Annotated in this window: 22 protein-coding genes; 15 read left to right on the top strand and 7 right to left on the bottom strand. The window is 63.4% G+C overall.

Going from position 1 to position 24,989, the window contains the following annotated elements:
* The first annotated feature begins 137 nt into the window (after positions 1-137).
* From LOY37_RS10470 to LOY37_RS10460, 3 genes are all read left to right on the top strand, one after another.
* On the top strand, positions 138-824 hold the full coding sequence (locus LOY37_RS10470) for a GntR family transcriptional regulator (RefSeq protein WP_045201229.1): 687 nt from the start codon (positions 138-140) through the stop codon (positions 822-824).
* Between the two features lie 121 nt (positions 825-945).
* Positions 946-2,145: an amidohydrolase family protein gene (locus tag LOY37_RS10465; protein ID WP_045201228.1), complete on the top strand. Its 1,200-nt coding sequence runs from the start codon at positions 946-948 to the stop codon at positions 2,143-2,145.
* Between the two features lie 96 nt (positions 2,146-2,241).
* A complete protein-coding gene (locus tag LOY37_RS10460; protein ID WP_045201227.1) occupies positions 2,242-3,078 on the top strand; it encodes a bifunctional allantoicase/(S)-ureidoglycine aminohydrolase in 837 nt (278 codons plus the stop codon).
* 72 nt (positions 3,079-3,150) lie between these two features.
* Here the strand turns inward: LOY37_RS10460 and LOY37_RS10455 are convergent, their stop codons facing one another.
* Together LOY37_RS10455 and LOY37_RS10450 are read right to left on the bottom strand one after the other, a co-directional pair.
* On the bottom strand, positions 3,151-3,984 hold the full coding sequence (locus tag LOY37_RS10455) for a 5'-nucleotidase, lipoprotein e(P4) family (RefSeq protein ID WP_258716818.1): 834 nt from the start codon (positions 3,982-3,984) through the stop codon (positions 3,151-3,153).
* Positions 3,985-4,135: 151 nt separating this feature from the next.
* Positions 4,136-4,726 (bottom strand): nucleosidase, encoded by a 591-nt coding sequence (locus LOY37_RS10450; protein ID WP_195883679.1) that lies wholly within the window; start codon positions 4,724-4,726, stop codon positions 4,136-4,138.
* Positions 4,727-4,888: 162 nt separating this feature from the next.
* On the opposite strand from LOY37_RS10450, the gene LOY37_RS10445 reads away from it, so the two are divergent.
* Positions 4,889-6,067 (top strand): diguanylate cyclase, encoded by a 1,179-nt coding sequence (locus LOY37_RS10445; protein WP_045201225.1) that lies wholly within the window; start codon positions 4,889-4,891, stop codon positions 6,065-6,067.
* A gap of 16 nt (positions 6,068-6,083) precedes the next feature.
* On the opposite strand, the gene LOY37_RS10440 is transcribed toward LOY37_RS10445, so the two are convergent.
* Positions 6,084-6,959: a LysR substrate-binding domain-containing protein gene (locus tag LOY37_RS10440; RefSeq protein WP_045201224.1), complete on the bottom strand. Its 876-nt coding sequence runs from the start codon at positions 6,957-6,959 to the stop codon at positions 6,084-6,086.
* A 128-nt stretch (positions 6,960-7,087) separates the two neighbouring features.
* Between LOY37_RS10440 and LOY37_RS10435 the strand changes: the two genes are divergently transcribed.
* Together LOY37_RS10435 and LOY37_RS10430 are read left to right on the top strand one after the other, a co-directional pair.
* Positions 7,088-7,720, top strand: a complete 633-nt coding sequence (locus LOY37_RS10435; protein WP_408980725.1) for an ankyrin repeat domain-containing protein — start codon at positions 7,088-7,090, stop codon at positions 7,718-7,720.
* A 348-nt stretch (positions 7,721-8,068) separates the two neighbouring features.
* Complete coding sequence (locus LOY37_RS10430) at positions 8,069-11,053, top strand: hypothetical protein (RefSeq protein WP_258716816.1); 2,985 nt, start codon at positions 8,069-8,071, stop codon at positions 11,051-11,053.
* A gap of 11 nt (positions 11,054-11,064) precedes the next feature.
* Here the strand turns inward: LOY37_RS10430 and LOY37_RS10425 are convergent, their stop codons facing one another.
* Together LOY37_RS10425 and LOY37_RS10420 are read right to left on the bottom strand one after the other, a co-directional pair.
* On the bottom strand, positions 11,065-11,925 hold the full coding sequence (locus tag LOY37_RS10425) for a LysR family transcriptional regulator (RefSeq protein WP_258716815.1): 861 nt from the start codon (positions 11,923-11,925) through the stop codon (positions 11,065-11,067).
* Positions 11,926-11,999: 74 nt separating this feature from the next.
* Positions 12,000-13,091, bottom strand: a complete 1,092-nt coding sequence (locus LOY37_RS10420; protein ID WP_258716814.1) for a DUF3616 domain-containing protein — start codon at positions 13,089-13,091, stop codon at positions 12,000-12,002.
* A 501-nt stretch (positions 13,092-13,592) separates the two neighbouring features.
* On the opposite strand from LOY37_RS10420, the gene LOY37_RS10415 reads away from it, so the two are divergent.
* The 3 genes from LOY37_RS10415 (at position 13,593) to LOY37_RS10410 (ending at position 15,775) form a co-directional block, all read left to right on the top strand.
* Complete coding sequence (locus tag LOY37_RS10415) at positions 13,593-14,084, top strand: GNAT family N-acetyltransferase (protein WP_045201218.1); 492 nt, start codon at positions 13,593-13,595, stop codon at positions 14,082-14,084.
* 436 nt (positions 14,085-14,520) lie between these two features.
* On the top strand, positions 14,521-14,766 hold the full coding sequence (locus tag LOY37_RS27555) for a DUF3077 domain-containing protein (protein ID WP_408980711.1): 246 nt from the start codon (positions 14,521-14,523) through the stop codon (positions 14,764-14,766).
* 136 nt (positions 14,767-14,902) lie between these two features.
* On the top strand, positions 14,903-15,775 hold the full coding sequence (locus LOY37_RS10410) for a universal stress protein (RefSeq protein ID WP_258716813.1): 873 nt from the start codon (positions 14,903-14,905) through the stop codon (positions 15,773-15,775).
* 207 nt (positions 15,776-15,982) lie between these two features.
* Here LOY37_RS10410 and LOY37_RS10405 read toward each other — a convergent pair whose 3' ends face one another.
* A complete protein-coding gene (locus LOY37_RS10405) occupies positions 15,983-16,876 on the bottom strand; it encodes an AraC family transcriptional regulator (protein ID WP_258716812.1) in 894 nt (297 codons plus the stop codon).
* Positions 16,877-17,032: 156 nt separating this feature from the next.
* Between LOY37_RS10405 and LOY37_RS10400 the strand changes: the two genes are divergently transcribed.
* The 4 genes from LOY37_RS10400 (at position 17,033) to LOY37_RS10385 (ending at position 21,669) form a co-directional block, all read left to right on the top strand.
* Positions 17,033-17,590, top strand: a complete 558-nt coding sequence (locus tag LOY37_RS10400; RefSeq protein ID WP_258716811.1) for a GNAT family N-acetyltransferase — start codon at positions 17,033-17,035, stop codon at positions 17,588-17,590.
* Positions 17,591-17,675: 85 nt separating this feature from the next.
* On the top strand, positions 17,676-18,191 hold the full coding sequence (locus tag LOY37_RS10395) for a sigma-70 family RNA polymerase sigma factor (RefSeq protein WP_045201214.1): 516 nt from the start codon (positions 17,676-17,678) through the stop codon (positions 18,189-18,191).
* Positions 18,188-19,111: a FecR domain-containing protein gene (locus LOY37_RS10390; RefSeq protein WP_258716810.1), complete on the top strand. Its 924-nt coding sequence runs from the start codon at positions 18,188-18,190 to the stop codon at positions 19,109-19,111. The genes LOY37_RS10395 and LOY37_RS10390 overlap by 4 nt, the downstream gene beginning before the upstream one ends.
* 110 nt (positions 19,112-19,221) lie before the next feature.
* Positions 19,222-21,669 (top strand): TonB-dependent receptor, encoded by a 2,448-nt coding sequence (locus tag LOY37_RS10385; protein ID WP_258716809.1) that lies wholly within the window; start codon positions 19,222-19,224, stop codon positions 21,667-21,669.
* A gap of 11 nt (positions 21,670-21,680) precedes the next feature.
* On the opposite strand, the gene LOY37_RS10380 is transcribed toward LOY37_RS10385, so the two are convergent.
* On the bottom strand, positions 21,681-22,139 hold the full coding sequence (locus tag LOY37_RS10380) for a GNAT family N-acetyltransferase (RefSeq protein WP_258610321.1): 459 nt from the start codon (positions 22,137-22,139) through the stop codon (positions 21,681-21,683).
* A gap of 278 nt (positions 22,140-22,417) precedes the next feature.
* Between LOY37_RS10380 and LOY37_RS10375 the strand changes: the two genes are divergently transcribed.
* Together LOY37_RS10375 and LOY37_RS10370 are read left to right on the top strand one after the other, a co-directional pair.
* Positions 22,418-23,800 carry a cystathionine beta-synthase gene (locus LOY37_RS10375; protein ID WP_258716808.1) on the top strand — a complete coding sequence of 461 codons (1,383 nt, stop codon included), beginning with the start codon at positions 22,418-22,420 and terminating at the stop codon, positions 23,798-23,800.
* Positions 23,797-24,975: a PLP-dependent aspartate aminotransferase family protein gene (locus LOY37_RS10370; RefSeq protein ID WP_258716807.1), complete on the top strand. Its 1,179-nt coding sequence runs from the start codon at positions 23,797-23,799 to the stop codon at positions 24,973-24,975. Before LOY37_RS10375 ends, LOY37_RS10370 begins: the two co-directional genes overlap by 4 nt.
* Positions 24,976-24,989: the final 14 nt, after the last annotated feature.

Below are 24,989 nucleotides of genomic sequence, written 5' to 3'. Positions count from 1 at the left end.
GTCGCGGGCCAAGCCCGCTCCTACAGCTCGATGCGATTTCTGTAGGCGCGGGCTTGACCCGCGATGAGGTCATCAGTGGTGCACAGCAGCCCTCATTTACGGCATGCTTATAAGGTCAAGGCATATCGGAGCTGGTAATGACGGAAAAACACCCCGCATCGACGGTAGAGCGCGTCTACCAAGGGGTTCACGAGGCCATCAGAAAACGCACCCTGCGCCCCGGCATGAAGCTGGGCGAGTCGTCGTTGGCCGAGCTGTTCAAGGTCAGCCGCACCTCGGTGCGCGCCGCCCTCAAGCAACTGGAAGCCGACGGTCTGGTGTCCACCGAGCTGAACAAGGGCGCCTGGGTCTCGCTGCCCAGCGACGATGACATCCGCTCGGTGTTCGAAACCCGCCGGCTGATCGAAATCGGTATCGTCACCGAGCTGTGCCGCCGCGCCGATCCCGCCATCCTCGCCCCGCTGCACCAGCATGTGGCCGCCGAAGAAGCCGCCGCCGACGCCGGCGACCATGGCCGCTACGTCCACCTGCTGGGCGAATTCCACCTGCGCCTGGCCGAGGTGCTCGACAACCCGGTACTGCTCGACTGGTTCCGCAAGCTGATCGAGCGCGGCTCGCTGTACGCCTCAACCCTGGATGACGAGCGCCACGAAGCCTGTCGCGGCAACGAGCACCTGCGCCTGCTGGGCTTTATCGAAGCCGGTGACCAGGCCGCCGCCATCGAGCTGGTGTGCACCCACCTGCGCGGCATCGAAGAGGCGATTCTCAAAGCCACGCAAACGCTCAAGGCCGACTATCACCCGCTCAAGCACCTGCTGGGCTGAGCCCGCCTCAGGCCCGGGGTTCGCATTCAGAAAACCACTGCAACCGATTCCAATATTTAATTTGTGGATAGGTGCGGTCTTTCTATAGGGTGTGAATCAGTAGCAGGCAAAGGGCTGGAAAATGATCGATCGAGTATTCGTCAACGCTGTTGCTGCCGATGGCAGCCCGCTCAACCTTGCGGTTGCCGACGGGCGCATTGTCAGCCTGGGCAGCGAACGTGCGCCCAGCGCAGGTGCCGAGGTCGTCGACCTGGCCGGCCACCTGGTGCTGCCCGGCCTGATCGACGGCCACATTCACCTGGACAAGAGTTTTGTCGGCGATCGCTGGCACCCGCATCAAGCGGTGGGCAGCCTGCGTGAACGCCTGGCCATCGAAAAACGCGAACTGGCCGCTGCCCCACCGATGCTCGAACGTGCCGAGGCGCTGATCCGCCAGGCAGTAGCGTTCGGTACCGTGGCCATGCGCAGCCATGTCGACGTCGATGCCACCACCGGCCTGCGCAACCTGCAGGCGGTGCTGGAGGCGCGGGAGAAATGGCGCGGCATCGTCGATATCGAGCTGGTGGCCTTCCCGCAAGCCGGGGTGATGTCCTGCCCTGGCACTGCGCAGGTGCTGGAAGCGGCAATTCGTGAAGGCGCCGACGTGATCGGCGGCATCGACCCGACCACCCTCGACGGCGACGCCGACGGTCAGCTCGATGTGGTCTTCGGCATTGCCGAGCGCCATGCGGTGAAGATCGACATCCACCTGCACGAGCCCGGCCTGCAAGGCATCGAACAACTGCAACGGATCGCCGCCCGCACCCGCGCCGCTGGCCTCAATGGCCGCGTTGCGGTCAGCCACGCCTATGCCCTGGGCCAGGTCGACGACGACCTCGTGGCGCGTACCGCCACCACCCTCGCCGAGGCCGGGGTAGCGATCATGACCAACGCTCCGGGCGATCATGGCTTCCCGCCGATCTTGCGCCTGCGCGCCGCCGGGGTGAACGTGTTCGCCGGCAACGACAATATCCGCGATGCCTGGTGGCCCTACGGCAACGCCGACATGCTCCAGCGCGCCATGCTGATCGGCTACCGCTCGGGCTTCTACAGTGATGAAGATTTGAACGTGGCACTGGCCATGGCCACTACGGCCGGTGCGGCAGTGCTGGGCAAAAGCGACTACGGTCTGAAGGTCGGCAGTGAAGCGACCTTTATCGTGCTCAAGGCTGACAACGGCGCCGCTGCGGTTGCCGCCGCACCGACCGAGCGCCGCCTGGTGCGCCGCGGCCAGTTGGTGCCGGCAGCGCCGGCCCTGCAGTTCGAGGTCCGCGCCCGCTAACAAACAGGTTTCTGCCGGCTTGCGCCGCAGAGAAAGACAATCGCCCACGGGCGATGCAACACAAAACCCCAGAACAACAACGACAGAAGGTGTTCCATGTCGAAGTCCAATTACTACGCTCCCCACGGCGGCCATCCGGCGCAGACCGAACTGCTGACCGACCGTGCCATGTTCACCGAGGCCTATGCGGTCATCCCCAAAGGCGTGATGCGTGACATCGTCACCAGCCACCTGCCGTTCTGGGACAAGATGCGCATGTGGGTCATCGCCCGCCCGCTGACCGGCTTCTCCGAGACCTTCTCGCAGTACATCGTCGAAGTGGCGCCAGAAGGCGGCAGCGAGCGTCCTGAGCTGGACAAGAACGCCGAAGCGGTATTGTTCGTGGTCGAAGGCGAAATCGACATCACCCTGCAGGGCAAGCCGTACACCCTCAAGGAAGGCGGCTACGCCTTCATTCCACCGGCCGCCGAGTGGAGCCTGCGCAACAACAGTGGCAAGAACGTCACCTTCCACTGGATCCGCAAGCACTACCAGGTGGTTGAAGGCCTGGCCCTGCCGGAAGCGTTCGTCACCAACGAAAAAGACATCGCGCCGATCCCGATGCCGGGTACCGACGGCGCCTGGGTCACCACCCGCTTCGTCGACATGGCCGACATGCGTCACGACATGCACGTCAACATCGTCACCTTCCAGCCAGGCGGCGTGATTCCGTTCGCCGAGACCCACGTCATGGAGCACGGCCTGTACGTGCTCGAAGGCAAGGCCGTTTACCGCCTGAACCAGGACTGGGTCGAGGTCGAGGCCGGTGACTTCATGTGGCTGCGCGCCTTCTGCCCGCAGGCTTGCTACTCCGGCGGCCCGGGCCCGTTCCGCTACCTGCTGTACAAGGATGTAAACCGTCACATGAACCTGGTGCTCAATCCGCAGCGCTAAGTTTCACGCTTGCATTGAAAATCCCGCAGGCCTCACGGCCTGCGGGATTTTTTGTTTCAGCGCCTGGCTCAATCAGCTGGCCGGCTTCCACGCGCCCTGCTCTGCCGCCTCGCGGAATTTGGCCCGGTTGGCCGGGGTGTCGGCCGGTTCCGACTCGCCGAAAATAGCCTTGAGCCAATGGCCGTCGGTGGGGTTGGGGAAGATGATGTACTGGCCGCCAAACTTGCTGCGGCTGGCGTCCACCAGCTGCGCACGCTGCTCGACCTTGTCGACGTAGAAGCTGCGCTCGAAGTCGTTGAGGTTGTCACCGAGCATCAGCAGCACGTTGTACTGCTCGGCGATCTTGTGCTGGGCCGGCTCCTTGTTCGAGCTTTCACGCAGGATGGTCACGTGGGCTTCGTCGGCATACGGCACCTTGAGCGCGCGCAGGTTGTTGAGCGCGTACTCGTAGGTCTTGTCGCCCTGGTCGCGGCTGGAGACGTAGAAGATCTCCACGCCGCGCGACTTGGCATACTCAAGAAACTCCAGCGCCCCCGGGGTCAGGGTCGGGCCATTGGCGGCGACCCAGCGGTCCCACACCGCGTCATCGAAGAACTCCTTGTCCTGGCCGATCAGAAAGCCCCAGTAGGTGTTGCTGCTGAGGATGGTGTCGTCGATATCGCTGATGATCGCAGGCTTCTTGTCGCCCGGCTTCTGCTGGGCCAGGGCCTGGTCCAGGCGCGCCTTGGCGACGTTGAAACCCTGGTAGTACAGGGCGCGGAACTCGGCCGCGGTCTGGCGCCAGGCCACTGCATCGACCAGCAGGTTGGAGCGTACGGTGGTTTCGGGGGTGGTGGCTTGCGCGTGAACCAGAGGGGTGGCCAGCAACAGCAAGGCCAGAGAGATCGCGTTCTTGAGCTGAGGCATTCGGGGCGTTCCTTGTGATCTCCCGCTCTTGGGCGGCGGGAGTCGGCTACTCATACCGCACGCAGGCAGGCGCCACAATCGCCGCGACGCGCAGGCGCAACAATGTGGCGCACCCGCGCATCTTGGCCGGTTTCAGGCCGCCACCACAGGCTCAACCCTGGGGGCTGAACAGCACCCGCTTGAAGGCTTCGGCGGCCAGGTGCACTTGCACCGACCAGTCGTCTGCGGCGTCGCTGCCAGCGTCATCGGAAATGTACTTAAGGCACAGGAAGGGAATGTCTTCGTTGCGGGCGATCAGCGCCAGCACGTAGGCCTCCATGTCGACGATATCGTACGGGGCAGCGCCGTGACTGATTTCGAAGCTGTCACCGCTGCCGCAAATGCCCAGCGGCAAGCCCGCAACGCGCTGGCCATGCTCAAGCAGCACCGGGATGTCGGAGAGCGGCGTCTCGTAGCGGGCAAAACCCAGCGGCGTGACGTCCATGTCACGCTGCACGAAGCCTGTGCAGCACACCAGCGCGCCCTTGCCATGGCCGGCGCTGCCGGCCGAACCGAGGTTGACGATCAGTTTGGGCTTGCGTTGCTGGATGGCCTTGGTCAGGGCAATGGCGGCGTTGACCTTGCCGATGCCGGTGAACAGCGTGTTCATCTCGGTAAACAGCTCGCCGGCCTCTGCCTCGAGGGCGAAGACGAACAGGGTGTCGGCCAGGGAAATATCGGGAAATTGCTGGGTCAGCATCATGGAGCGAAGATTCCGAATGGGCTGCAGATCGGCCATCAGCATAGCCCAAGCCGCAGTTCAAGGCAGCCGGATGCTGACAATGCAACACCGGCTCGGCTAGCATGCCGCTGAAAACCGGCGCTGGCCGGTTGGCCACACGGCCATGAGCGGAGAGCGATACCCTTGCTGCTGAGCATCCCGACCCTGTTGCTGGTGGCCATTTTCATCTTTGCCTTGATGGGCCTGCTGACCCTGCACGCCTGGAGCCGCGGCGTGCGCGAGCGAACCCTCGGCTACCTGGGCAGCATGCTGTTGCTCGCCGCTGGCGGTACGGCGCTGATCAGCCTGCGCGGTAACGCCCCGGACTTCATCGCCCTGGTGCTGGGCAACATGGTGCTGCTGCTCAGCGCCGCGTTGAACTGGGCCAGCATGCGCGCGTTCAGCGGACGCCCGGCGCACCTGCCGGGGATTTTCGCTGGCGCCCTGTTCTGGTTTACCTGGTCGCTGACGCCAGGCTTTACCGATGACCTGGGCCTGCGCGTGACGGTCTATTCCATGCTCACTGCCTGCTACGGCTGCCTGGCGGTGCTTGAGCTGTGGCGCGACCGCAAGCGCCTGGAAGTCGCCTACCTGCCAACCCTGCTCCTGCTGCTGGGCCACAGCGGCTTCTACTGCGTGCGCAGCTTCGCCGACCATGGCGTATCGCTGGAACAGGCGATCGCCAGCGACGGCCACGGCACCGGGTTTTTCTCGTTCATGCTGTTCGAGTCGATGCTCTACGCCATCGGCATCGCCTACGTGACCCTGGCCATGGTCCGCGAACGCACCGAGCTCAAGTTCAAGGCTGCCGCCTACACCGACCCGCTGACCGACATCGGCAACCGCCGCGCCTTCATGTCGCGCGGCGCCGAACTGCTGGCCGACTGCGCCCGGCGTGGCGAGCCGGTGAGCTTGCTGCTGTGCGACCTCGATCATTTCAAGCGCCTCAATGATGTCTACGGCCACCAGACCGGCGACCAGGCGCTGATCGCCTTCAGCCAGGTGACCCGCCTGAGCGTGCGCGAGGAAGATGTCTTCGCCCGTATCGGCGGCGAAGAGTTCGCCTGCCTGCTGGCCAACACCGACGAGCACTCGGCGCTGCGCGTGGCCCGGCGCATCTGCAGCAGCTTTTATGAATTGCCGCTGCTTGAGCCCGGGCTGCTCAGCGTCAGCATCGGCATCGTCGGCGCCAGCCGCCCGGGCGAGCACGACCTGTCGCGCCTGCTGTCGATGGCCGACAACGCCCTGTACGCGGCCAAGCGCCAGGGCCGCAACCGCGTCCAGCTGTACCGCCCTGCCGCGCAGCCTGCCGATACGCTGTGAGCGCGGCGAAACCGCCCTACTCGCTGGCCAGGGTGCGCGCCAGTTCCGCGGCCAGTTCCTTGACCATGGCATCGGCGGTCGGCCGATGAATGATCGCCACTTCCATGGCATCGATCGACGGCAAGCCGTGTTCCGAAGTCAGCTTTAAATGCTCGGCGGTAACCGCCCGCAGCGGCAGCAGGCTGATGCCCATGCCGTTGGCCACCGCCGCCTGCAGGCCGCTGAGGCTGGAGCTGGTGAAACTGATGCGCCAACGGCGGCCCATGCGCTCGATGGCGCCGATCATGTCGTCGCGGTACAGGCCGCGCGGCGGAAAGGTCACCAGCGGCACCGGGTCCTGGTCGAAGGCCGGGTTCTTGGCGCTGTCGATCCATTGCAGCTTCTCGGGCCAGCAGGCCACCGCCTCACGGCTGTTGCGCCGCTGCTTGAGCAAAATCAGGTCGAGCTCGCCGTTGTCATAGCTGGCGCTGAGGTCGCGGCACAGGCCGCTGGTGACCTCCAGCTTGACCTGTGGATGCTTGCGGTTGAAGGTCGAGAGCAGATGGGTGGTGCGCCCGGCGGCAAAGTCTTCCGGCACGCCCAGGCGCACGGTCACCGCCACCGTGGCGCCCGACATCGCCTCAAGCATCTCGTCGTTGTAGGCGAGCATCTGCCGGGCGTAACCGAGTAGCGTCTGCCCGGCGTCGGTGGCCAGCACGTCGCGGTTGCCGCGCTCGAGCAGCTTGTGCCCGACCATCTCCTCCAGCCGCCTGACCTTCTGGCTGACTGTCGACTGGGTTGAATGCAGGCGCGCCGCCGCCGTGGTGAAGCTGCCGCAGTCGCTGACCATCACCACCGCGCGCAACAGGTCAAGATCAAACAGCGGCCTATTCGATTTTTCACTGACAGACATGCTTTTATTTAACTTCTAAATAAGGAGCCCGACTTTTAACATGGCCCGACCCCGCGAGCAATCGCCCACCAGGAGGTACTGCCATGCTCCTTGAGCGCCTGTCCACCCACCTTGCAATGGTGTTTGCCATGCTCACATCGCTGACTGCCAGTGCCGACGGCGGCACCCTCGAAAACCAACTGCGCAGCGCCGCCGAAAACGGCCAGGCCGCCCAGGTACGCAGCCTGCTCGACCAGGGCGCCGCGCTTGAAGCCCGCGACAAAATGGGCCGCACGCCGCTGCTGCTGGCCACCCACAACAACCAGATCGACGCCGCCAAAGTGCTGATCGACGCCGGCGCCGACGTCAACGCCAAGGACTCGATCGAAGACAGCCCCTACCTGTATGCCGGCGCCCGTGGCCACAACGACATTCTCAAACTGACCCTGGCCCACGGCGCCGACCTGAAAAGCACCAACCGCTACGGCGGCACCGCACTGATACCGGCAGCCGAACGCGGCCACGTCGAAACAGTGCGCCTGCTGATCGCCGCAGGCGTTGCCGTCGACCACGTCAACAAACTGCACTGGACCGCCCTGCTCGAAGCCATCATCCTCGGCGACGGCGGCCAGCGCCACGTCGAGATCGTGCGTGAGCTGATCAAGGCCGGGGCGGATGTCAACTTGGCTGATGGCAAGGGGGTGACGCCGCTGCACCATGCGCGGCAGCGGGGTTACAAAGAGATGCAGGCGCTGCTGGAACAGGCGGGTGCGAAAAGCTGAGCGCGATAGATAGTTACCCCAGCCCTGCTCCTACCCCTGATTAGGCTGCGAAACTCCAGAGCGAGGAGTTTCACCATGAGCCAATCAGCGCCTCCCCCGACAACGTCTACTAGCCCCCCCACAAGCTGGGACCTGCTGTACATCAGCCAACGGCTACAACAGCGTCCGACACTGTCGGACGTTGCCAACAGCCTGGTCCACGCACTCATCCCCGACGCCACGAGGACAGCGGTGGACCCGGCGCCGTTCTATCTCGCACAGCCCTGCGGGCGTTCTACCCCGCTTGCGGATCTGATAATCCAGCGCTACCTGCTCAATATGGCTATTGAGCTTCCAGTGGATAGCGTGGTGACTCAGATCTCCAATGGCACAGAGCCGGGGGCGACCTTGATCAGCCAAGCGGACCTCAGCGAAATCCTTGATATCGGTGGCCCGCGATTGCCAAGGATCTTTGAGTCACAACTGCTCGACTTCTGGAACGCTCAGGATGAGCACGCACTGAACTTGCTGCAGCGAATTTCACTGTTTGTGGCGGGCGACATGCAGGCAGAGGCAAGCAAACTGCCTGGCGGCCAACCGCAATGGCTGCAACTGCCGGCCAGCATTGTGTTCTTCAAGCCAAGCCTGAGCGACGGTGCGCAGCAAGGCATCGCCATCAGGCACACCGACCGCTCAGCCAACGCGATGCTGTATACCCTCAACAGCGGGCTAGTTGTTTATCCCAGTGCCGATGCGCTTGAAGCTCATTTGAGCGATCAACTCAGCGGTCCCAGCCCGGGATTTCGTCCTGAGCAGAATGTTTTCGAGGCGTTCGTCACGGGGTTGCTGGAGCAACAACTGCAGGGGTTATCGACCATTGTGCCTGGCGACTTCAAAACCTCGACCGCACTGGCTCAGCACGTCGACCAGCTGATCAACCTCAACGAACTGTTCTGCCGGCTTCGTCCACCGTCACTATCGGCCTCGGCTCATTCGAGCGATCCACTGCCGGCCTGGATGCACCAGGCCAGTACTGCCGACCGGCAACTGATCGCCCGGCAACTCGCCGCGCTGGCAGCGCTTGAGCAATCAAGCCAGGCCATCGCCCTGCCCAGCCTGGCGCGTTACACCGCGAAAGTACTCGATGCGCAGATGAAGCGCGACCACCCAGGGCAGGGACTACCGCCCGCAGCTGATTTCATCGTGCAGGTCATCGACTATACGCCACCGTTCTTTGACCCTTTGCACCTGACGCCGGGCAGCTCTTCTCATCCGCAAACGCCGCGCTCGCTGATTGAGGTAGCGGCCCTTAACACCCAGGCGCTGCCGCTGGAGCGCTCGCAGATCAGCCTGCACTCGGGTAAAGCGTTGCCGACCTGGGCAACCACTGCCTACTTTCGCCAGTTGATCAGCCGTGTTGATGTGGGCGAGACCTACCCGGCACTGCTGCAGCGCACATTGCTGGACGACGCGCCGCAGGCTGCCCTGCAACAAGCACTGTTTGTTGAACGCTTGCGCATCCTGCTGCCGATTCTGCTGATCACTCCCAGGCCAGAAGGCAAAGGCGCACTCAGCGAACCTGCACGTCGCTGCGTGCACGCCGCCTTCGCCCCAGGCAACGACCCGCTCAGCGACAACATCCAGTTCGCTCACCTGGCCTTGCAACTGAGCCACAACGCAAGCCCGGCCGTGCCAGCGCAAGGTCTGTTCACTATTGAACCGGCAGGCTCGGCACCCAGCCTATTGGTGTTGTACGCCCCCCAATGCACCCCGCAACTGATGGAGTTCAGTTCGCGCGCGGCGCTGCTATCGCGCCTGAAACAACCTGGGCCATTGCATGATGCTGTGCTCGGCGCCCTGCCTGAAGGGCAGGTCCGTACCGCGCTGCGCCGGGGTGACAACTGGAGCCCTGCGCTGGACAGCAACTACCTTGGCGGCGAGCTTGGCTTGAGGCATGAGTCGATCCTGTTGGCCCAGGCCCCCATCACCAGCCATGCACTGGGTCTTGTCTACCAGGCCAACGCGCGGTCGCTCATCGAACAGGCCCGCCAGGCCACAACCTCCAATGCCGAGCAGCACTGGTTAAGTGCAGAACAGACCCTCGGTATGCTGCTGTCGGTATTGCTGCCTATGCTTGAGGGACCGCTCGCTGATATCGCCTGGATTGCCCAGTTCTATGCCAGTGTCTATGCACTGCATACAGCGGCGCAGAACCAAGACTCCCAAGCGCAAAAGAGCGCACTGGTGCAAGTGCTGATACAGCTATCGCTTATGCTCATTCATGAGAGCGTGCGCACAGGCAAGGTTGGTTCCAGGCAAGCCCAGCCGGCAAGAGAACTGGGCAATGCCATCCGCAAACGCCGCTCGCTCCTGAACTTGCCCCAACAACCCACCGCCACCTTGCTGGATTTCAGCGGATGGAGTTCCCCTGCCCTTTCCCGGCAAAACCTCGAACGGTTGCGTGCTCTGGCCATTGCACCGATCGACCCTCTGGATGGCGCGTTGAGCGATCAAAATGAACAAGGCTTGTTCATTCATCAGGGGCAACGCTGCGTGCGCCTGCCCCAAGGGTGGTTTCGCATCGAACAAGGCGCGGATGAGGCCTGGAGAATCATTGATCCACACACCTCTGCACCTGGCCCACACATCGCCCGTGGCAGCGCAGGCACTTGGCAACTCGACCTGCGTTTGCACCTGCGCGGCGGCGCGCCGGTTTCCAATGCGGCGCTTAAACGACTGCATACCCAGTTACGCCAAGCCCGCCTGCTGCTCGCGCAGGAAGCGCACGAGATCGCGGCAGGCGAGCACTTTCGCGGGCTGCCGATAGAAGTCGAGGAACAGCTGGAAAGCAAAGCCCAAGCCCGACGAGTCTGCGCCACCGCCCTGGAAAAGCAGATTGCCAACTCACCTGATCAAAGCACCTTGCAAACCATCAGCCAGCTGCGCTCAAGTGCTGGACGCTTGCAGCGTGCGGGGCGACGCCTGCGTATCGAACGCCTGAAAACCTTACCCCCTACTGCCACCGGGATAGACTTTCTGCAGGAGCAAAACGAGATTGTCATCACCCGCCTGGGTGAGCGCACCGATGTATCGGGCGGCAAGGGCACGGACTTTCTTCAGGAGTTCTCGGTACAGGATCGCCGAGGCAAACCCCTGGCCTATGCGCACTTCCACTACAGCTCTGCCAGCAGCGCCGAGTCCAACTACCAGGCCGCTCACCTCAAAAAGCCCGAGCAGCGCTTCATGGGTTTGAGTGGGCAAAAGGTTCAGGCAAGCCGAGGAATGCCGGTAACCGCCATCTACCGTGATCGCATCAGCCCGCTACTGGCGCGCAAACTGTTTTTCAAAGACTGACGTTGCAGTGCTTAGCTGCTTTCCAACAGACGATCGAGCAACCACAACCCCGCCGGCCCCGGCGGGGTCAGCTTCGACCAGGCCACATCCACTGCAATCGGCCGCGGCCAGCCACGCAACTTGAGCTCGGTGAGCTGGCCATGGCCGTACTGGCGGACCAGGCCGTGGGGCAACTCGGCCCAGCCAAAGCCCTCCTCGGTCATCTCCAGCAGCATCAGGTAATCCGGCGCCGACCACACCCGCCCCTGGGGTTTGTTGACATTGTCGGTGTAGGTATTCAAATACAACTGCCGATGCCCGGCCAGGTGCGCCTGGGTCGGCTGCGCAAGCTGCGCCAAGGGGTGGCTGCTGGCGACGAAAATGCCCATCTGCGCCTGCGCCGCCAGCCGCGTCGCGGCCACATCCGCCGGGTAGCCGGGTTGCGCCGCGAGCATGCCCAGATGTGCGCGGCCGCTCTGCAGCAGGTTCAGCACGTCGCCCGCCTCGGCGATCATGCATTCCAGCTCGATGTCCTGATAGCGCTGCTCGAACAGCTGCATCACCCGGTTGTCCGGGTTGAGCTGATGCATATCGGAAAACACAATGGTCAGCCGCGGCTCGACCTTATCCGCCAGGCGAATGCTCAACTGGTCGAGGCGCTCGCTGGCGGCGAGGATCTCCTGCACATGGCCAAGCACCTTGCGCCCGGCTTCGGTGAGCAGCGGTTGCCGGGCCTGGCGGTCGAACAGGGTAACGCCCAGGTCGGCTTCGAGGTTGGCGATGGCGGCGCTGACGGTGGACTGGCTTTTGCGCAGCTTGCGCGCGGCGGCGGAGAACGAGCCGAGGGCGGCGGCTTCGACGAAGGCTTGCAGGGCTTCTGGGGAATAGCGCATTGGGGTATCGGTTTTTTCGATGCTGGTAGCCGCAGTGTAGCGGCAAAAGCGATCTCAATGCCGCGCAGCCGCCGTTAACTTAGGGTAAACAGGTCGCCTTCCACACTGCGGTCACCGTGTTTACGACGCTGCGCTGCGGCGTCGTAGACGATCAGCAAAAGCTCGCTCTGCTTCTCAGCCGACTGGAACAAACACATACCCTCTGCATGATCGTCGCCGTTGCCGAACGGTACCTCCAGCACCCTCTGCAATTGATCGGCAAACACCACCTGCTCTTCATCGGCCGCAAAGCCGCCGCGCCAACGGAACACCGTGACCGGGCCATCCAGGTCCATGGACGGCCCTGCCAGAATCAGCAGCTCGTCGCCGCTGCTGCACAGGTCGCGCACCCCCAGGCCGTTGAGCGCAAAGAAGTGCTTGCGATAGCGGCGCCCGTCCGGGCCGATCTTCTTCAGCACCAGGGTGTCGGTGGAGTCGCCATCGGCTTCAGGCTCGATCTCCAGCAGCACGCTCCAGCCGCGCAGCACCGGCCCCCGCAGCCCCAACAGCAGGCGCGAGCCGATGACGGCCAAGCCCTCGATATCGAAACCGTTGTCTTTGCCCGGAATGCGCAAAAAGTCGCGTAGCTGATCGTCCCTGGCAATTTCCGCCGTGAGGTCGTTGCCGAGCGCATTGCCATGCAACTGCGCCGCCGTACGCCCATCGCCATCCAGCTTGTCGGCAAGCACGTAACTGTCGTTCTGCTGCACCACCGGGAGGCGCGCCAACAGAAAGCGATTGCCATCCGCCTCTACCGTCGACAGGCGCTTGATGTTCTTCTGCGCAGATTTGTCGGCCTGCGCCTTCTTGCGTTTGAGGCTATGGGAGCCGACGACCCAGAGATAACCCGCGTCAGCGGCATAGGCCAGGCCCTCGATATCGATCTCGGCATCTGCATCGGGTATGGGCAGGCGCAGATACTTCATCAGCGGGAAGGAGTGGTGCTCATCGCACGTCACCGCCCCACCGGGTACTGCGGGCTGGATGGTCAGGCGTTCGAGGCTGGTGGTTTCGTCGTTGGCCAGCCACAGCGTGTTGCCGATCTGCAGGGCAACCGAAAGGCCATCGCGCAATGAGGCAGATGCTGGATTAAAGCGCAGCATCAGGGTGTTGGCTGGCTTGTTCATGGGGGCTCGCCTGGGTTGATGCGAAGGTGTGTGAAGGCTAGTGGCTGTTGGGTAGGAATCAAGGTTGTTGGCAGGGGGGCTGACTCTGCGGCACTTCTTTTGGTTGTGGCGGCTGGGCGTGGGGCGCCGTCATGCGTGCAGGGTTTCTTGATCGCTGGCCTGGGAGCTGGCGGATAGCCGCTGCTCTCTTGGTTAGAGTGGCCGAGAAGCCACCTATCGTGAAGGGCTGTAATCGACCCAAAGCTGCCGGTGGCGAAAGGAAGCAATCGGCCAAAAGCGGTCAAAAACAATCATCCAACAATGTCGTCCCGGTCAACAGCTTCGGAGTGCTTAGCTACGCTCTAGGGCGTATATGCCATGACCAGCGTTGAAGTCGTAGCGTATCCGTTGAACAGCGGATGCGTGCGCCGCGATCGCTGTATGGCGCGTTTTTATTCAATCTGTGTCTAACATTCTCCTATTGACCGCCCTACCATCGGCCGCTCCGTCCAGGTGCATACGATGAAAGATATTCCCGGCAACATCGATTTTTCAGGCTTGACGGCCCGTCGGCTAGGGCCAAATGACCGTGAGATCATTTGTGTGCACCGTGAAACGATGTTCCTTGAGGCGGGAGGAGACCCATCGGAGTTGCGGGTGATGACTGAGCACTTCCGGCCCTGGTTGCACCAGCGCCTATTCGATGGCCGCTACTACGGTTTTGCGCTGATGGACACGGGGCAGCCTGTGGCGGCGATAGGTCTGATGACTATCGACTGGCCACCTCATCCGTCCCATCCGGCCTTAGACCAGCGCGGCTATGTGCTAAATGTTTTCGTCGAACCTGCTTACCGGCGCCGGGGCCTGGCTTCAACCCTGATGAAGTTGGCTGAAGCCGAATTCGCGCAACGCGGAATGAGTTTTGCCGTGCTACACGCGACCAAGGCCGGCAAGCCGGTGTATGAAGGACTGGGCTGGGCGAATACATCTGAGATGGCAAAAACCGTTTCGTGATTTGACTGCCTATCTAGGAGCCTGGTCGCCGATTCTAGCTGTTGATGAAAGGCTGCTTGGGGTCGAAAGCAGCCGATCACGACTAATCGCTGACGCCCCAAAGCGGCCGGTGGCGAACTGCAGAAATTGTAAAGGGCCAAATGCCCTCATTCAGAATCCCAGCTTGAATCCCCACCCCAACCCCGTTACCCTCCCCCAGTCGCTGCAAATTCAGCGACTCGGGCTTGGCGGTCCGGAACGAAGGCGCAAAGCGCCCCACAATCACCCTCGCAGGCGCTTTTTTTGTGCCCGCGATGATGCTTTATGACGGGCTGCGCATGGACTTCTTCGGAAGTGCCGGGTCCCTTCGTACCGGTCCGCCAACCTTGCGTAGTCCGTCACCCTTCCCTGCTTGGCGGCAGGCGGTGGCGGATCCTTCCTACGAAGGAGCACCACCATGACCAAACCCGTCCCCGATCCACCCCTCAGCACCCAAACCAGCACCACCTTCGGCTCCTGCAATGGCAGCCACGATCCGCTGTTCGCTGTGCGTGCCGGTGTCTCGTCCGAAGACGCGCTGATCCACACCTCCACCCTGCTCAAAGCGCCTACCAGACCAACGCCCACGCCTGTGAGCGGATCGATGCCAAGGTGCGCGGGTTGCTCTGGGCCGCCGATGCGGCCCGCTTATCCCGTGCAGTAGCGTTGCCTTCCCTACTCCTTTGACCCAAATCAAGCCGCCGGGCCTGGTTCGCGAGACGATGGCTGCAAGCAAGGAATGGATCGACACCGGCCTCGGCCATCGATCCCTGTGCGCGGCATTGCATAAGGAGCCCCCCATGAGCCCGCTGAACCACGTTCTGGTCGCCACCGACCTGTCTTCTTCCGCCCGCAACGCGGCAGAGCGCGCTGCACTGCTGTGCAAGGCGCAGCCTGCGGCGCTGGACCTGCTGTATGTGGCCAACCCTGCACCCTACGAGCGTTTGAAGCAGGTGCTGGTGCCCGATGAAGATTTACTGAACCGGGTGCTGGAAACCGCCGGCGAAAATGTTCACGCCCTGGCCACGATGCTGTTCGAGCGCTATGAGATCAGCGCGGGCGTGCAGGTGGCGCCCGGCTCGGTGGTGACTGAAATTACCCAGGTGGTGCAGGACAAACGCAGCAACCTGCTGGTGTGTGGGGCCAAGGGCCAGAGCCTGGCCCGGCGCCTGCTGGGCTCGACCGTGCAGCGCATGCTCAACCGCATGCTCTGCCCGATGCTGGTGGTCAAGCAGGCACCGCGCGACGCTTACCGCAGCGTGCTGGTGCCGGTGGATTTTTCACCCTCGTCGCTGCGCGCCATCGAACTTGCGAAAAAGCTGGCACCGCAGGCCGAGATCATTCTGTTGCATGTGTACGAAGCGCCCTTTGAAGGCAGCATGCGCTTTGCCCACATCGACCAGGACACCCTCACCCACTACCGCAACGTCATCAAGAAAGATGCCGTGGAGCAACTGGCGGCCTTGAGCGAAGCTGCAGGGGTCGGCGATGCCCGGCAGGTCGTGGTGCACGGCGACCCGGCCTGGCGGATTGTCGAGAAAGAGCAGGAGCTGGACTGCGATCTGATCGTGATCGGCAAGCAGGGCGACAGCGCGCTGGAAGAGCTGTTGATCGGCAGCGTTACCAAGCATGTGCTGAATGAATCGCAGTGTGATGTGCTGGTGTCGTTGTAGGTTGTAGGCCGGCATGCACCGACCCTGTGGGAGTCGGTCGCGATCCAGCCACATCTGATGTGCTGACTGCGCCGGCCTCATCGCGGGTCAAGCCCGCTCCCACAATGTGCACCTGCATTCAACGGACCGGTGAGAGCCGGACTTGCCGGCGATCGGGCGCTCAGCGGTCGCAATTCAGCCACAACTGATGTGCTGACTGCACCGGCCTCATCGCGGGTCAAGTCGAGGCGTCGCACCGTCGCTCCCACAACCCTCGCCACCCGCTTGCTGCTCATGCCTTCGATAGCCCGTCAGCGACACTCCGGTTTGGCGCTTGAAGTAGCGGCACAGGTAGGACGCGTCAGCAAAGTTGAGCCTGTCTGCGATCTGCCCGATCGCAAGGTCGCTGTATGAAAGCAGCGCCTTGATCTCCAGGGTCACTTGCCGGTCGATCAGGCCTTTGGGGCTGTCGTTGAAAAACGCCCTGGTGAGTTGTGACAGGTAGAACGGCGTGATGCTGAGCGCGTCGGCATAGAACTTCACGTCGCGGTGGCGCAGGCAGTTTTTGCCGATCAGTTCCCAGAAGCGCCAACTGAGCATCTCCTTGCGGCTGAATTCCCTGCGGCCTTTTTCCAGGCTGGGCAGTTGTTCGGCAATCTTCAAAAAGAAGGTCTGCAGCTGGTTGCGCAGCATGATGTGCCGGTAGCCGGGACAGCTGCGGGCAATATCGCGCATGTGCATCAGCCAGCCGTCCAGCAGCGGCCGCTCTGCCCTGGCCGGTATGCAGTGGGGATGGTCATGCAGAAACACGAACAAGGGGTTGGGCAACGGGTAGGCAACTTCCGACGCAAAGGCTTTGGGCATCAGGCAGTAAAACACCTTGAAGCCGCGTGAACGACGCGTGAGCAAGGCAATAGTATCCTCGGCCAGCACCAGCACATCGCCACGGCGAACTGCATGCTCCTTGAAGTTGAGAGTGAAGCAGGCACGTCCCGACAGGCACACCAGCAGCACCATGTAGGCATGCCCGAAAGCAAGCGGTACCCCTACCCCTTCGGCCAACGTGGTGTCACCCAGGCGGAGCAAGTCGTCAGGTGCATAAAGTTTGGGAATGTGCTGCATAGCGTTCAAGGCGACCCCATTCAAGACTGCTGAGCCTATCATCACCAAACCTGTTAATTGCGAAAAGTACCGAAAATGCCAAGGTACTGCTGTTTGCCGATCAGCCGCTTGCCACTACCGTGTCTTACCTGAATCAAGCCAATCCGAGAACCGCACATGAGACTGGAAACACCACGGCTGCTGCTGCGCCCCTGGCACGCCGACGATGCCGCCGACTTGTACGAATACGCCAGCGACGAGCGCGTCGGCCCCATCGCCGGCTGGCCCCCGCACACCAGTGTCGAGCACAGCGCCGAGATCATTCGCAGCGTGTTCAGTCACCCCGAGGTGTATGCGCTGCAACTCAAGGACAACCAGCGGGCGGTGGGTTGCGTCGGCATTCTCATCGGCGCCAACAGCAACTTCGAGATCAGTGAGCAGGAAGGCGAAATCGCCTACTGGATCGGGGTGCCGTACTGGGGCCAGGGCCTGGTTCCGGAGGCGGTGCGCGAAGTGATGCGCCACGGCTTCGAAACCCTCAAGCTCAAGGCATTGTGGTGCGGCTACTTTGCCAACAACAGCCAGTCGTACACCGCTCAGTCGAAATGCGGCTTTCGCCATCACCACACCGAAGAGAACAAATACAACCCGTTCCTGCAGGACTATCGGACCGAACACATCAGCTGCATCACTTACCCGCAGTGGTTGCAACAGCACCAACCGGCAGGCCGCTGAAAACCGCGGCGCTTCCCTGCGGCCGCTGTCTCTCTTACAATCGCGACAAATTCCTATTCGCATTGGTTGTCGTTGAGAGAGCGGGATGTCCACACCAGGCTGTGATACAGAGCGCCATGAGCACCTGCAGACGCTTTACCAGGATTACAACGGCTGGCTGCGTGGCTGGTTGCGCAAGCGTCTGAACAACTCGGCCGATGCGGCGGACCTGGCCCAGGACACCTTCGTGCGCGTCCTGCTGGCGCGCACATCCGGCACCTTGCTCGAGCCTCGGCGCTACCTGGCGACCATTGCCCGTGGCCTGGTGATTGACCTCTACCGGCGCCGCAGCCTCGAACAAGCCTACCTTGAAGCCCTGGCGCTGCGCCCCGAGGTGCACGCGCCATCGGCCGAGGCGCGCGCGTTGATCTTCGACAGCCTGATGGCCATCGACCGCATGCTCGACGGGCTCGGTGCGCGCACCCGGCAGATCTTCCTTGCCGTGCAACTGGACGGGCTCACCTACGAGAAAACCGCCGAACGGCTCGGGGTCTCGGTGACGACGGTGCGCAAACATCTGGCCAGTGCGCTGATGCACTGCCTGCTGCTGGATGAAGCATGAAGCGCATTCTTGCCCAGGCGGTGGACTGGTATGTGCGCCTGCACGAGAGCACCGTCAGCGAAGCGACCCGCAGCCAATGGCAGGCCTGGCTGGCCGCCGACCCGCAACACGCCGCGGCCTGGAAGCGTATCGAACAGCTGCAGCAACGCCTGACCCAGGCGCCGAGCGCCCTCGCCTCCAGCACCCTCGAACGGGCCCGCCACGGGCGACGGGCGACGCTGAAAACCTTCGCCCTGTTGCTCGGCGCCGGTGCGCTCGGCTGGCAGGGTTACCAGGCTTCGCCCTGGCGCGCGGACTACGCCACGCGGGTGGGGCAACGGCGTAGCCTGAGCCTCGCCGACGGCAGCCGGCTGGTGCTCGACACCGATACCCGGGTCGATGTGCGCTTCGATCAGCAGCAACGGTTGATCATCCTGCGCCAGGGCGAAATCCTCGTCGAAACCGCCAAGGACGCCCGCCCCCTGAGCGTGCAGAGTGACCAAGGCCGCATCCTCGCCCTGGGCACGCGCTTTACCGTGCGCCAAGGTGATGGCGTCACCCGGGTGAGCGTCGAGGCGCATGCCGTCGAGGTGCGTCCACGCCTGGCAACCGCGCAAGCCATGCGCGTTGATGCCGGGCACACATTGAGCTTCGCCGCCGACCGTGTTGGCCCCGTGCAGCGCGCGCCGGCACAGGCCTCGGCCTGGACCCGCGGCCTGCTGGTAGCGATCGACTGGCGGCTGCAGGACCTGCTCGCCGAGCTCTCGCGCTATCGCCATGGCTACCTGGGCTGCGCCGCCGATGTGGCCGATTTGCGCCTTTCCGGCACCTTTTTGCTGGATGACAGCGAGGCGGTGCTGGCCAACCTTGAGGCCTCCCTGCCAGTGCAACTGCGCCGGGTAACGCGCTACTGGGTGCGGGTGGAAAGCCGCACGGCCTGAGGGTGAAAAATATTTTCAACCTTTGGGTAACAGATTTTCATTCCTGTTTCGGCTCTTCCTGCACGTGCGCATCAGACGCAGCCCCTGCCAACCCGAACAGGAACCTTTGCATGTCCTTCCAACCGTCTTTTCTCGGCCGCAGCATCCACCGCGCGGCGCTTGCCCTGGGCTTGTCCGGCTCGCTGCTGGCGCTGACGCCGGCCTGGGCCAAAGCGCAGGCCTACGACATCCCCGCCGGCAGCCTGTCGCTGGCGCTGAGCCAGTTCGCCGCAGCCAACGGTGTGATGATCACCTTCAGCTCCGAAGACACGGCCGGGCTGTCATCGCCGGGCTTGCAGGGCGATTTTGAACTGGACCAAGGCTTTGCCAGGCTGCTGCAAGGCAGTGGCTTGCGCGTGGTGCAGGCCGGCGACAAGCGCTACGTGCTGGCCAAGGCTGACAGCAGCGCCGCCGTGGAACTCGGCGCCACCAGCATCAACGCCGCCGGCCTGGGCGCCACCACTGAAGGCAGCGGCTCGTACACCACCGGCATCACCAGTACCGCCACCAAACTGCCGCTGTCGCTACGTGAAACACCGCAATCGATCAGCGTGGTCACCCGTCAACGCATGGACGATCAGGGCCTCAACGATCTCACCGAGGTACTCAAGCAAACCCCCGGCCTGTCGGTGCAGAGCCTGGGCAGCGAACGCTTCAACATCTACGCGCGTGGCTACAGCGTCGACAATTACCAGTTCGACGGCATTCCCACCACACTCGACATTGTCAGCCAGGTCTCGGCGCAAAGCCTTGCCGACATGGCGATCTACGACCGCGTCGAAGTGCTGCGTGGCGCCACCGGCCTGATGACCGGTGCCGGCGACCCATCGGCGACCATCAACATGGTGCGCAAGCGCCCCACCGCCGACTTCAAGGGCCACTTCACGGCAGGCCTGGGCTCGTGGGACAAGTACCGCACCGAGCTCGACCTGTCCGGCCCGCTGACCCCGACCGGCAACCTGCGCGGGCGCATGGTCGCGGCCTATCAGCAGAACAACAGCTACGTCGACCACTACTCCCAGGAAAAGCAGATTTTCTACGGCATCCTTGAAGCGGACCTGAGCGACAGCACCCTGCTCACGGTCGGCGCCGACTACCAGAAGAACAACCCGCAAGGTTCGTCCTCGGTGGCCTTCCCGCTGTTCTACAGCAACGGCCAGCAAACCGATTTTTCGCGCTCGACCAACAGCGCCGCGCGCTGGAGCAGCAACCCCCAGGATGTCCTCAACACCTTCGCCAGCCTCGAACACAAGCTGGGTTATGACTGGAGCCTGAAGGTGGCCGTCAACCAGATGTACATCAACCGCGATGACTACAAGCTGGCCACCGCCAGTTGGGGCTTCCCCGACATCAACACCGGCGCCGGGGTGCGCCTGTACGGTGGCGCCGGCAGCACCTGGCAGAAGCAAACCGGCGTCGATGTTCAGGCCCAGGGGCCTTTCCAGTTGTTCGGCCGCCAGCATGAGCTGATCGTCGGCTACAACTTCTCCCGCTACGAAAACCGCCACTCGCCCCTGCGCGGCACCGCCATCGAAGGTACCTCGGTCAATTTCTACGACTGGGACAACTACACCAAACAGCCGAACACCAGCAACGGCAAGCTGTATGACGGCGACACCAGCATCTACCAGAACGGCAGCTATATCGCCACGCGCCTGCGCCCGACCGACGCGCTGTCGATCATCCTTGGCGCCCGCGCCAGCGACTACAAGTACAACTACGACATGGAATACGTGCTGACCCCCAACAGCAACCGCAACACCCAGTACCGCGAGAGCGGCGTGGTCACGCCCTACGCCGGTGTGGTCTACGACCTCAACGATATTCATTCGGTGTATGCCAGCTACACCAGCATCTACAAGCCACAAAGCGTGCGCGACGCCAGTGGGGCGACCCTCGAACCGCGCGAAGGCGACAACTATGAAATCGGCCTGAAGAGCGAGTTCTTCGGGGGTCGCCTGAACACCAGCATCGCGGCGTATGAAATCAAGCAGGACAACCTGGCGGTGATCGACCCCGGCCAGGTCATCCCCGGCACCACCTCGGCGGCCTACAAGGCCGTCAGCGGCGCCACCACCCGCGGCTTCGAGATCGAAGCCAACGGCGAGCTGCTGCCGGACTGGAACCTTGCCGCCAGCTACAACCACAGCATCACCGAAGACGCCGACGACCAGCGCATCAACACTGAAGCGCCGGCCAACATGCTCAAGCTGTGGAGCACCTACCGCCTGCCCGGCGACTTCAACCGCCTGACCGTCGGTGGCGGCGCCAACTGGCAGAGTGGCACCCACATCACCGTGACCCCGAGCACCGCGATGGGCACGGTCAAGGCCAAGCAACAGCAGTTCACCGTGGTCAACCTGATGGCCCGCTACCAACTGAGCGAGCAGCTTAGCGCCACCCTCAACGTCAACAACCTGTTCGACAAGAAGTACATCAGCGCCCTGGACACCACCTTCTTCAGCGGCTACTACGGTGAACCGCGTAATGTGATGCTCTCTACCAAGTACAGCTTCTGAAATCGAGGTGCTTACAACGCCATTCGGTACTCGATAACCCCAGGCTTTTCGGCAATCCAGTCATAGAGCCGTTGGGCGGTGTGATTGGACTCCTGGGTGTGCCAGTACAGCCGGTCGCAGTGGTGCTCCCGCGCCTGCCCCTGCACGTACTCGATCAGCTGCTTGCCGAGCAGCTGGCCGCGCACGCTGGGGCAGACGTACAGGTCTTCGAGGTAGCAGAAGTCATTGCGGCCCCAGGTCGAGCGGTGGAAGACGAAATGCACGAAGCCGTGGACCTGCTCGCCGTCAGCGGCCACTGCGCAATGCACGGGTTCGCGGCTGTCGAAGAAGCGCGCCCAGGTGGTCTGGGTGGTCGGCATGCCGATGTCGACCTTGTAGAACGCCTGATACTGGGCCCAGTGCGCGCACCATTGCTTGAAGTCGTTTTGCGTGACGGGGCGAATCGATACAACGGGATGTGCTGCGGTCATGGTCAATCCTTAGTGACGGTAGAAACTGCAGCGATTTATAGCGCGACAATGGCTGGGTTAAACCATCCAGTTTCTGCTTGCCAAGCAGACCACTTGCCACCAAGAAGTGCTGCCAAGCCTGCTTTGAGCCTGTGGGAGCGGGCTAGACCCGCGATCGAGCGCGAAGCGCTCGCCATCCGGGCGCCGGCTGATGTACCGGCTGGCTGCACACGGTTGCGGCGGTTGCCATCCGGGCCTATGTTCCATGCGAGGCTTTACCTGCGCTGCGAGGTGACCCCATGGCGAACGACTCCCGCCCGGCCGTGCTCGAACTGATCGGCAATACGCCGCTGGTGCGTGTCAGCCGCTTCGATACCGGCCTGTGCACGCTGTTTCTCAAGCTCGAATCACAGAACCCCGGCGGCTCGATCAAAGACCGCATCGGCCTGGCGATGATCGACGCCGCCGAGCGCGATGGCCGCCTGCGCCCCGGCGGCACCATCGTCGAGGCCACCGCCGGCAACACCGGCCTGGGCCTGGCCCTGGTCGGCCGCGCCAAGGGCTACCGGGTGGTGCTGGTGGTGCCCGACAAGATGTCTACCGAGAAGGTCCTGCACCTCAAGGCCATGGGCGCCGAGGTGCACATCACCCGCTCCGACGTCGGCAAGGGCCATCCCGATTACTACCAGGATGTCGCTGCGCGGCTGGCGCAGGAAATTCCCGATGCGTTCTTCGCCGACCAGTTCAACAACCCGGCCAACCCGCTGGCTCATGAGTGCAGCACCGCGCCGGAGATCTGGGCGCAAACCCAGCATGATGTCGATGCCATCGTCGTCGGTGTTGGCTCGGCCGGCACCCTGACCGGGCTGACCCGCTTCTTTCGCCGCCTGCAGCCGAGCCTGGCGATGATACTGGCCGACCCGGTCGGTTCGGTGGTCGCTGAATACAGCCGCAGCGCCACCCTCGGCACTCCCGGCTCCTGGGCGGTCGAGGGCATCGGCGAGGACTTCATCCCGTCGATTGCCGACCTTTCCAGCGTGCGCCAGGCCTACTCCATCAGCGATGAAGAAAGCTTCGATCACGCCCGCCAACTGCTGCGCGCCGAAGGCATTCTCGGCGGCTCGTCGACCGGCACCTTGCTGGCGGCGGCGCTGCGCTACTGCCGCGAGCAAACCGAACCGAAGCGGGTGGTCAGTTTTGTTTGCGACACCGGCACCCGCTACCTGTCCAAGGTCTACAACGACCAGTGGATGACCGACCAGGGCCTGCTGGCGCGCAAGCGCTATGGCGACTTGCGCGACCTGATCGCGCGGCGTTTCGAGGATGGCCGGGTGATCAGCGTCGGCCCCGACGACACCCTGCTCACCGCCTTCCAGCGCATGCGCCTGGCCGATGTGTCGCAACTGCCGGTGCTGGTCAACGGCCAGAAGCTGGTCGGGGTGATCGATGAGTCCGACATCCTGCTCGGCGTGCACCAGGACGCTTCGCACTTTCACTTGAGCGTGGCCAGCGCGATGACCGCCAAGCTCAAGCTGGAAACCCTGGCCCCCAGCGCCAGCCTGGCGCAGCTGCAGGCCGAGCTCGACCGTGGGCTGGTGGCGATCATTGAAGACGCTGCCGGCTTTTACGGCGTGATTACCCGTGTCGATTTGCTCAATCACCTACGCAGGTCCTTACCATGAGCCAGCACGATGAAAGCGGCGCGCCACGCGCCTTCGCCACCCGCGTGATCCATGCCGGGCAGGCACCAGACCCGTCCACCGGGGCATTGATGCCGCCGATCTACGCCAACTCCACCTACTTGCAGCAAAGCCCCGGGGTGCACAAGGGCCTCGACTACGGCCGCTCGCACAACCCCACGCGCTGGGCCCTGGAACGCTGCGTGGCGGACCTTGAGGGCGGCACCCAGGCGTTCGCCTTCGCCTCCGGGCTGGCGGCGATCGCCAACGTGCTCGAGCTGCTCGATGCCGGCGCCCACGTGGTCTCGGGCAATGACCTGTACGGCGGTACCTTCCGCCTGTTCGAGCGGGTGCGCCGGCGCAGCGCCGGGCACCGCTTCAGCTTCGTCAACCTGGCCGACCTTTCGGCATTCGAAGCGGCGCTTGAGGCCGACACGCGGATGGTCTGGGTCGAGACCCCGAGCAACCCCTTGCTGCGCCTGACCGACCTTGCCGCGGTCGCGCGTATCTGCCGCCAGCGCGGCATCATCTGCGTGGCCGACAACACCTTCGCCAGCCCGTGGGTGCAGCGCCCGCTGGAGCTGGGCTTCGATATCGTCCTGCACTCGACCACCAAGTACCTCAACGGCCACTCCGACGTGATCGGCGGCATCGCCGTGGTCGGTAACAACCCGCAGCTGGCCGAGCGCCTGGGCTTTTTGCAGAACTCGGTGGGCGCCATTGCCGGGCCGTTCGACGCCTTCCTCACCCTGCGCGGGGTGAAGACCCTGGCGCTGCGCATGGAGCGCCACTGCAGCAATGCCCTGGAGCTTGCGCAATGGCTGGAGCGTCAGCCGCAGGTGGCGCGGGTCTACTACCCGGGCCTGGCCTCGCACCCGCAGCACGCGCTGGCGCGCCAGCAAATGCGTGGCTTTGGCGGGATGATCTCCCTTGACCTGAACAGCGACCTGGCGGGCGCCAGGCGCTTTCTTGAAGCGGTGCAGATCTTCGCCCTGGCCGAGAGCCTGGGCGGGGTCGAAAGCCTGATCGAACACCCGGCGATCATGACCCACGCCAGCATTCCGGCAGAGAACCGCGCGCAACTGGGCATCGGTGATGCCCTGGTGCGCTTGTCGGTGGGGGTCGAGGATGTCGACGACTTGCGCGCTGACCTGGCCCAGGCGCTGGCGCAGGTTTGAGCGGTCGGGGTGCT

The organism is Pseudomonas sp. B21-012 (assembly GCF_024749305.1).
Classification (GTDB): Bacteria; Pseudomonadota; Gammaproteobacteria; order Pseudomonadales; family Pseudomonadaceae; genus Aquipseudomonas.
This window is presented reverse-complemented; position numbering and strand designations above follow the sequence as displayed.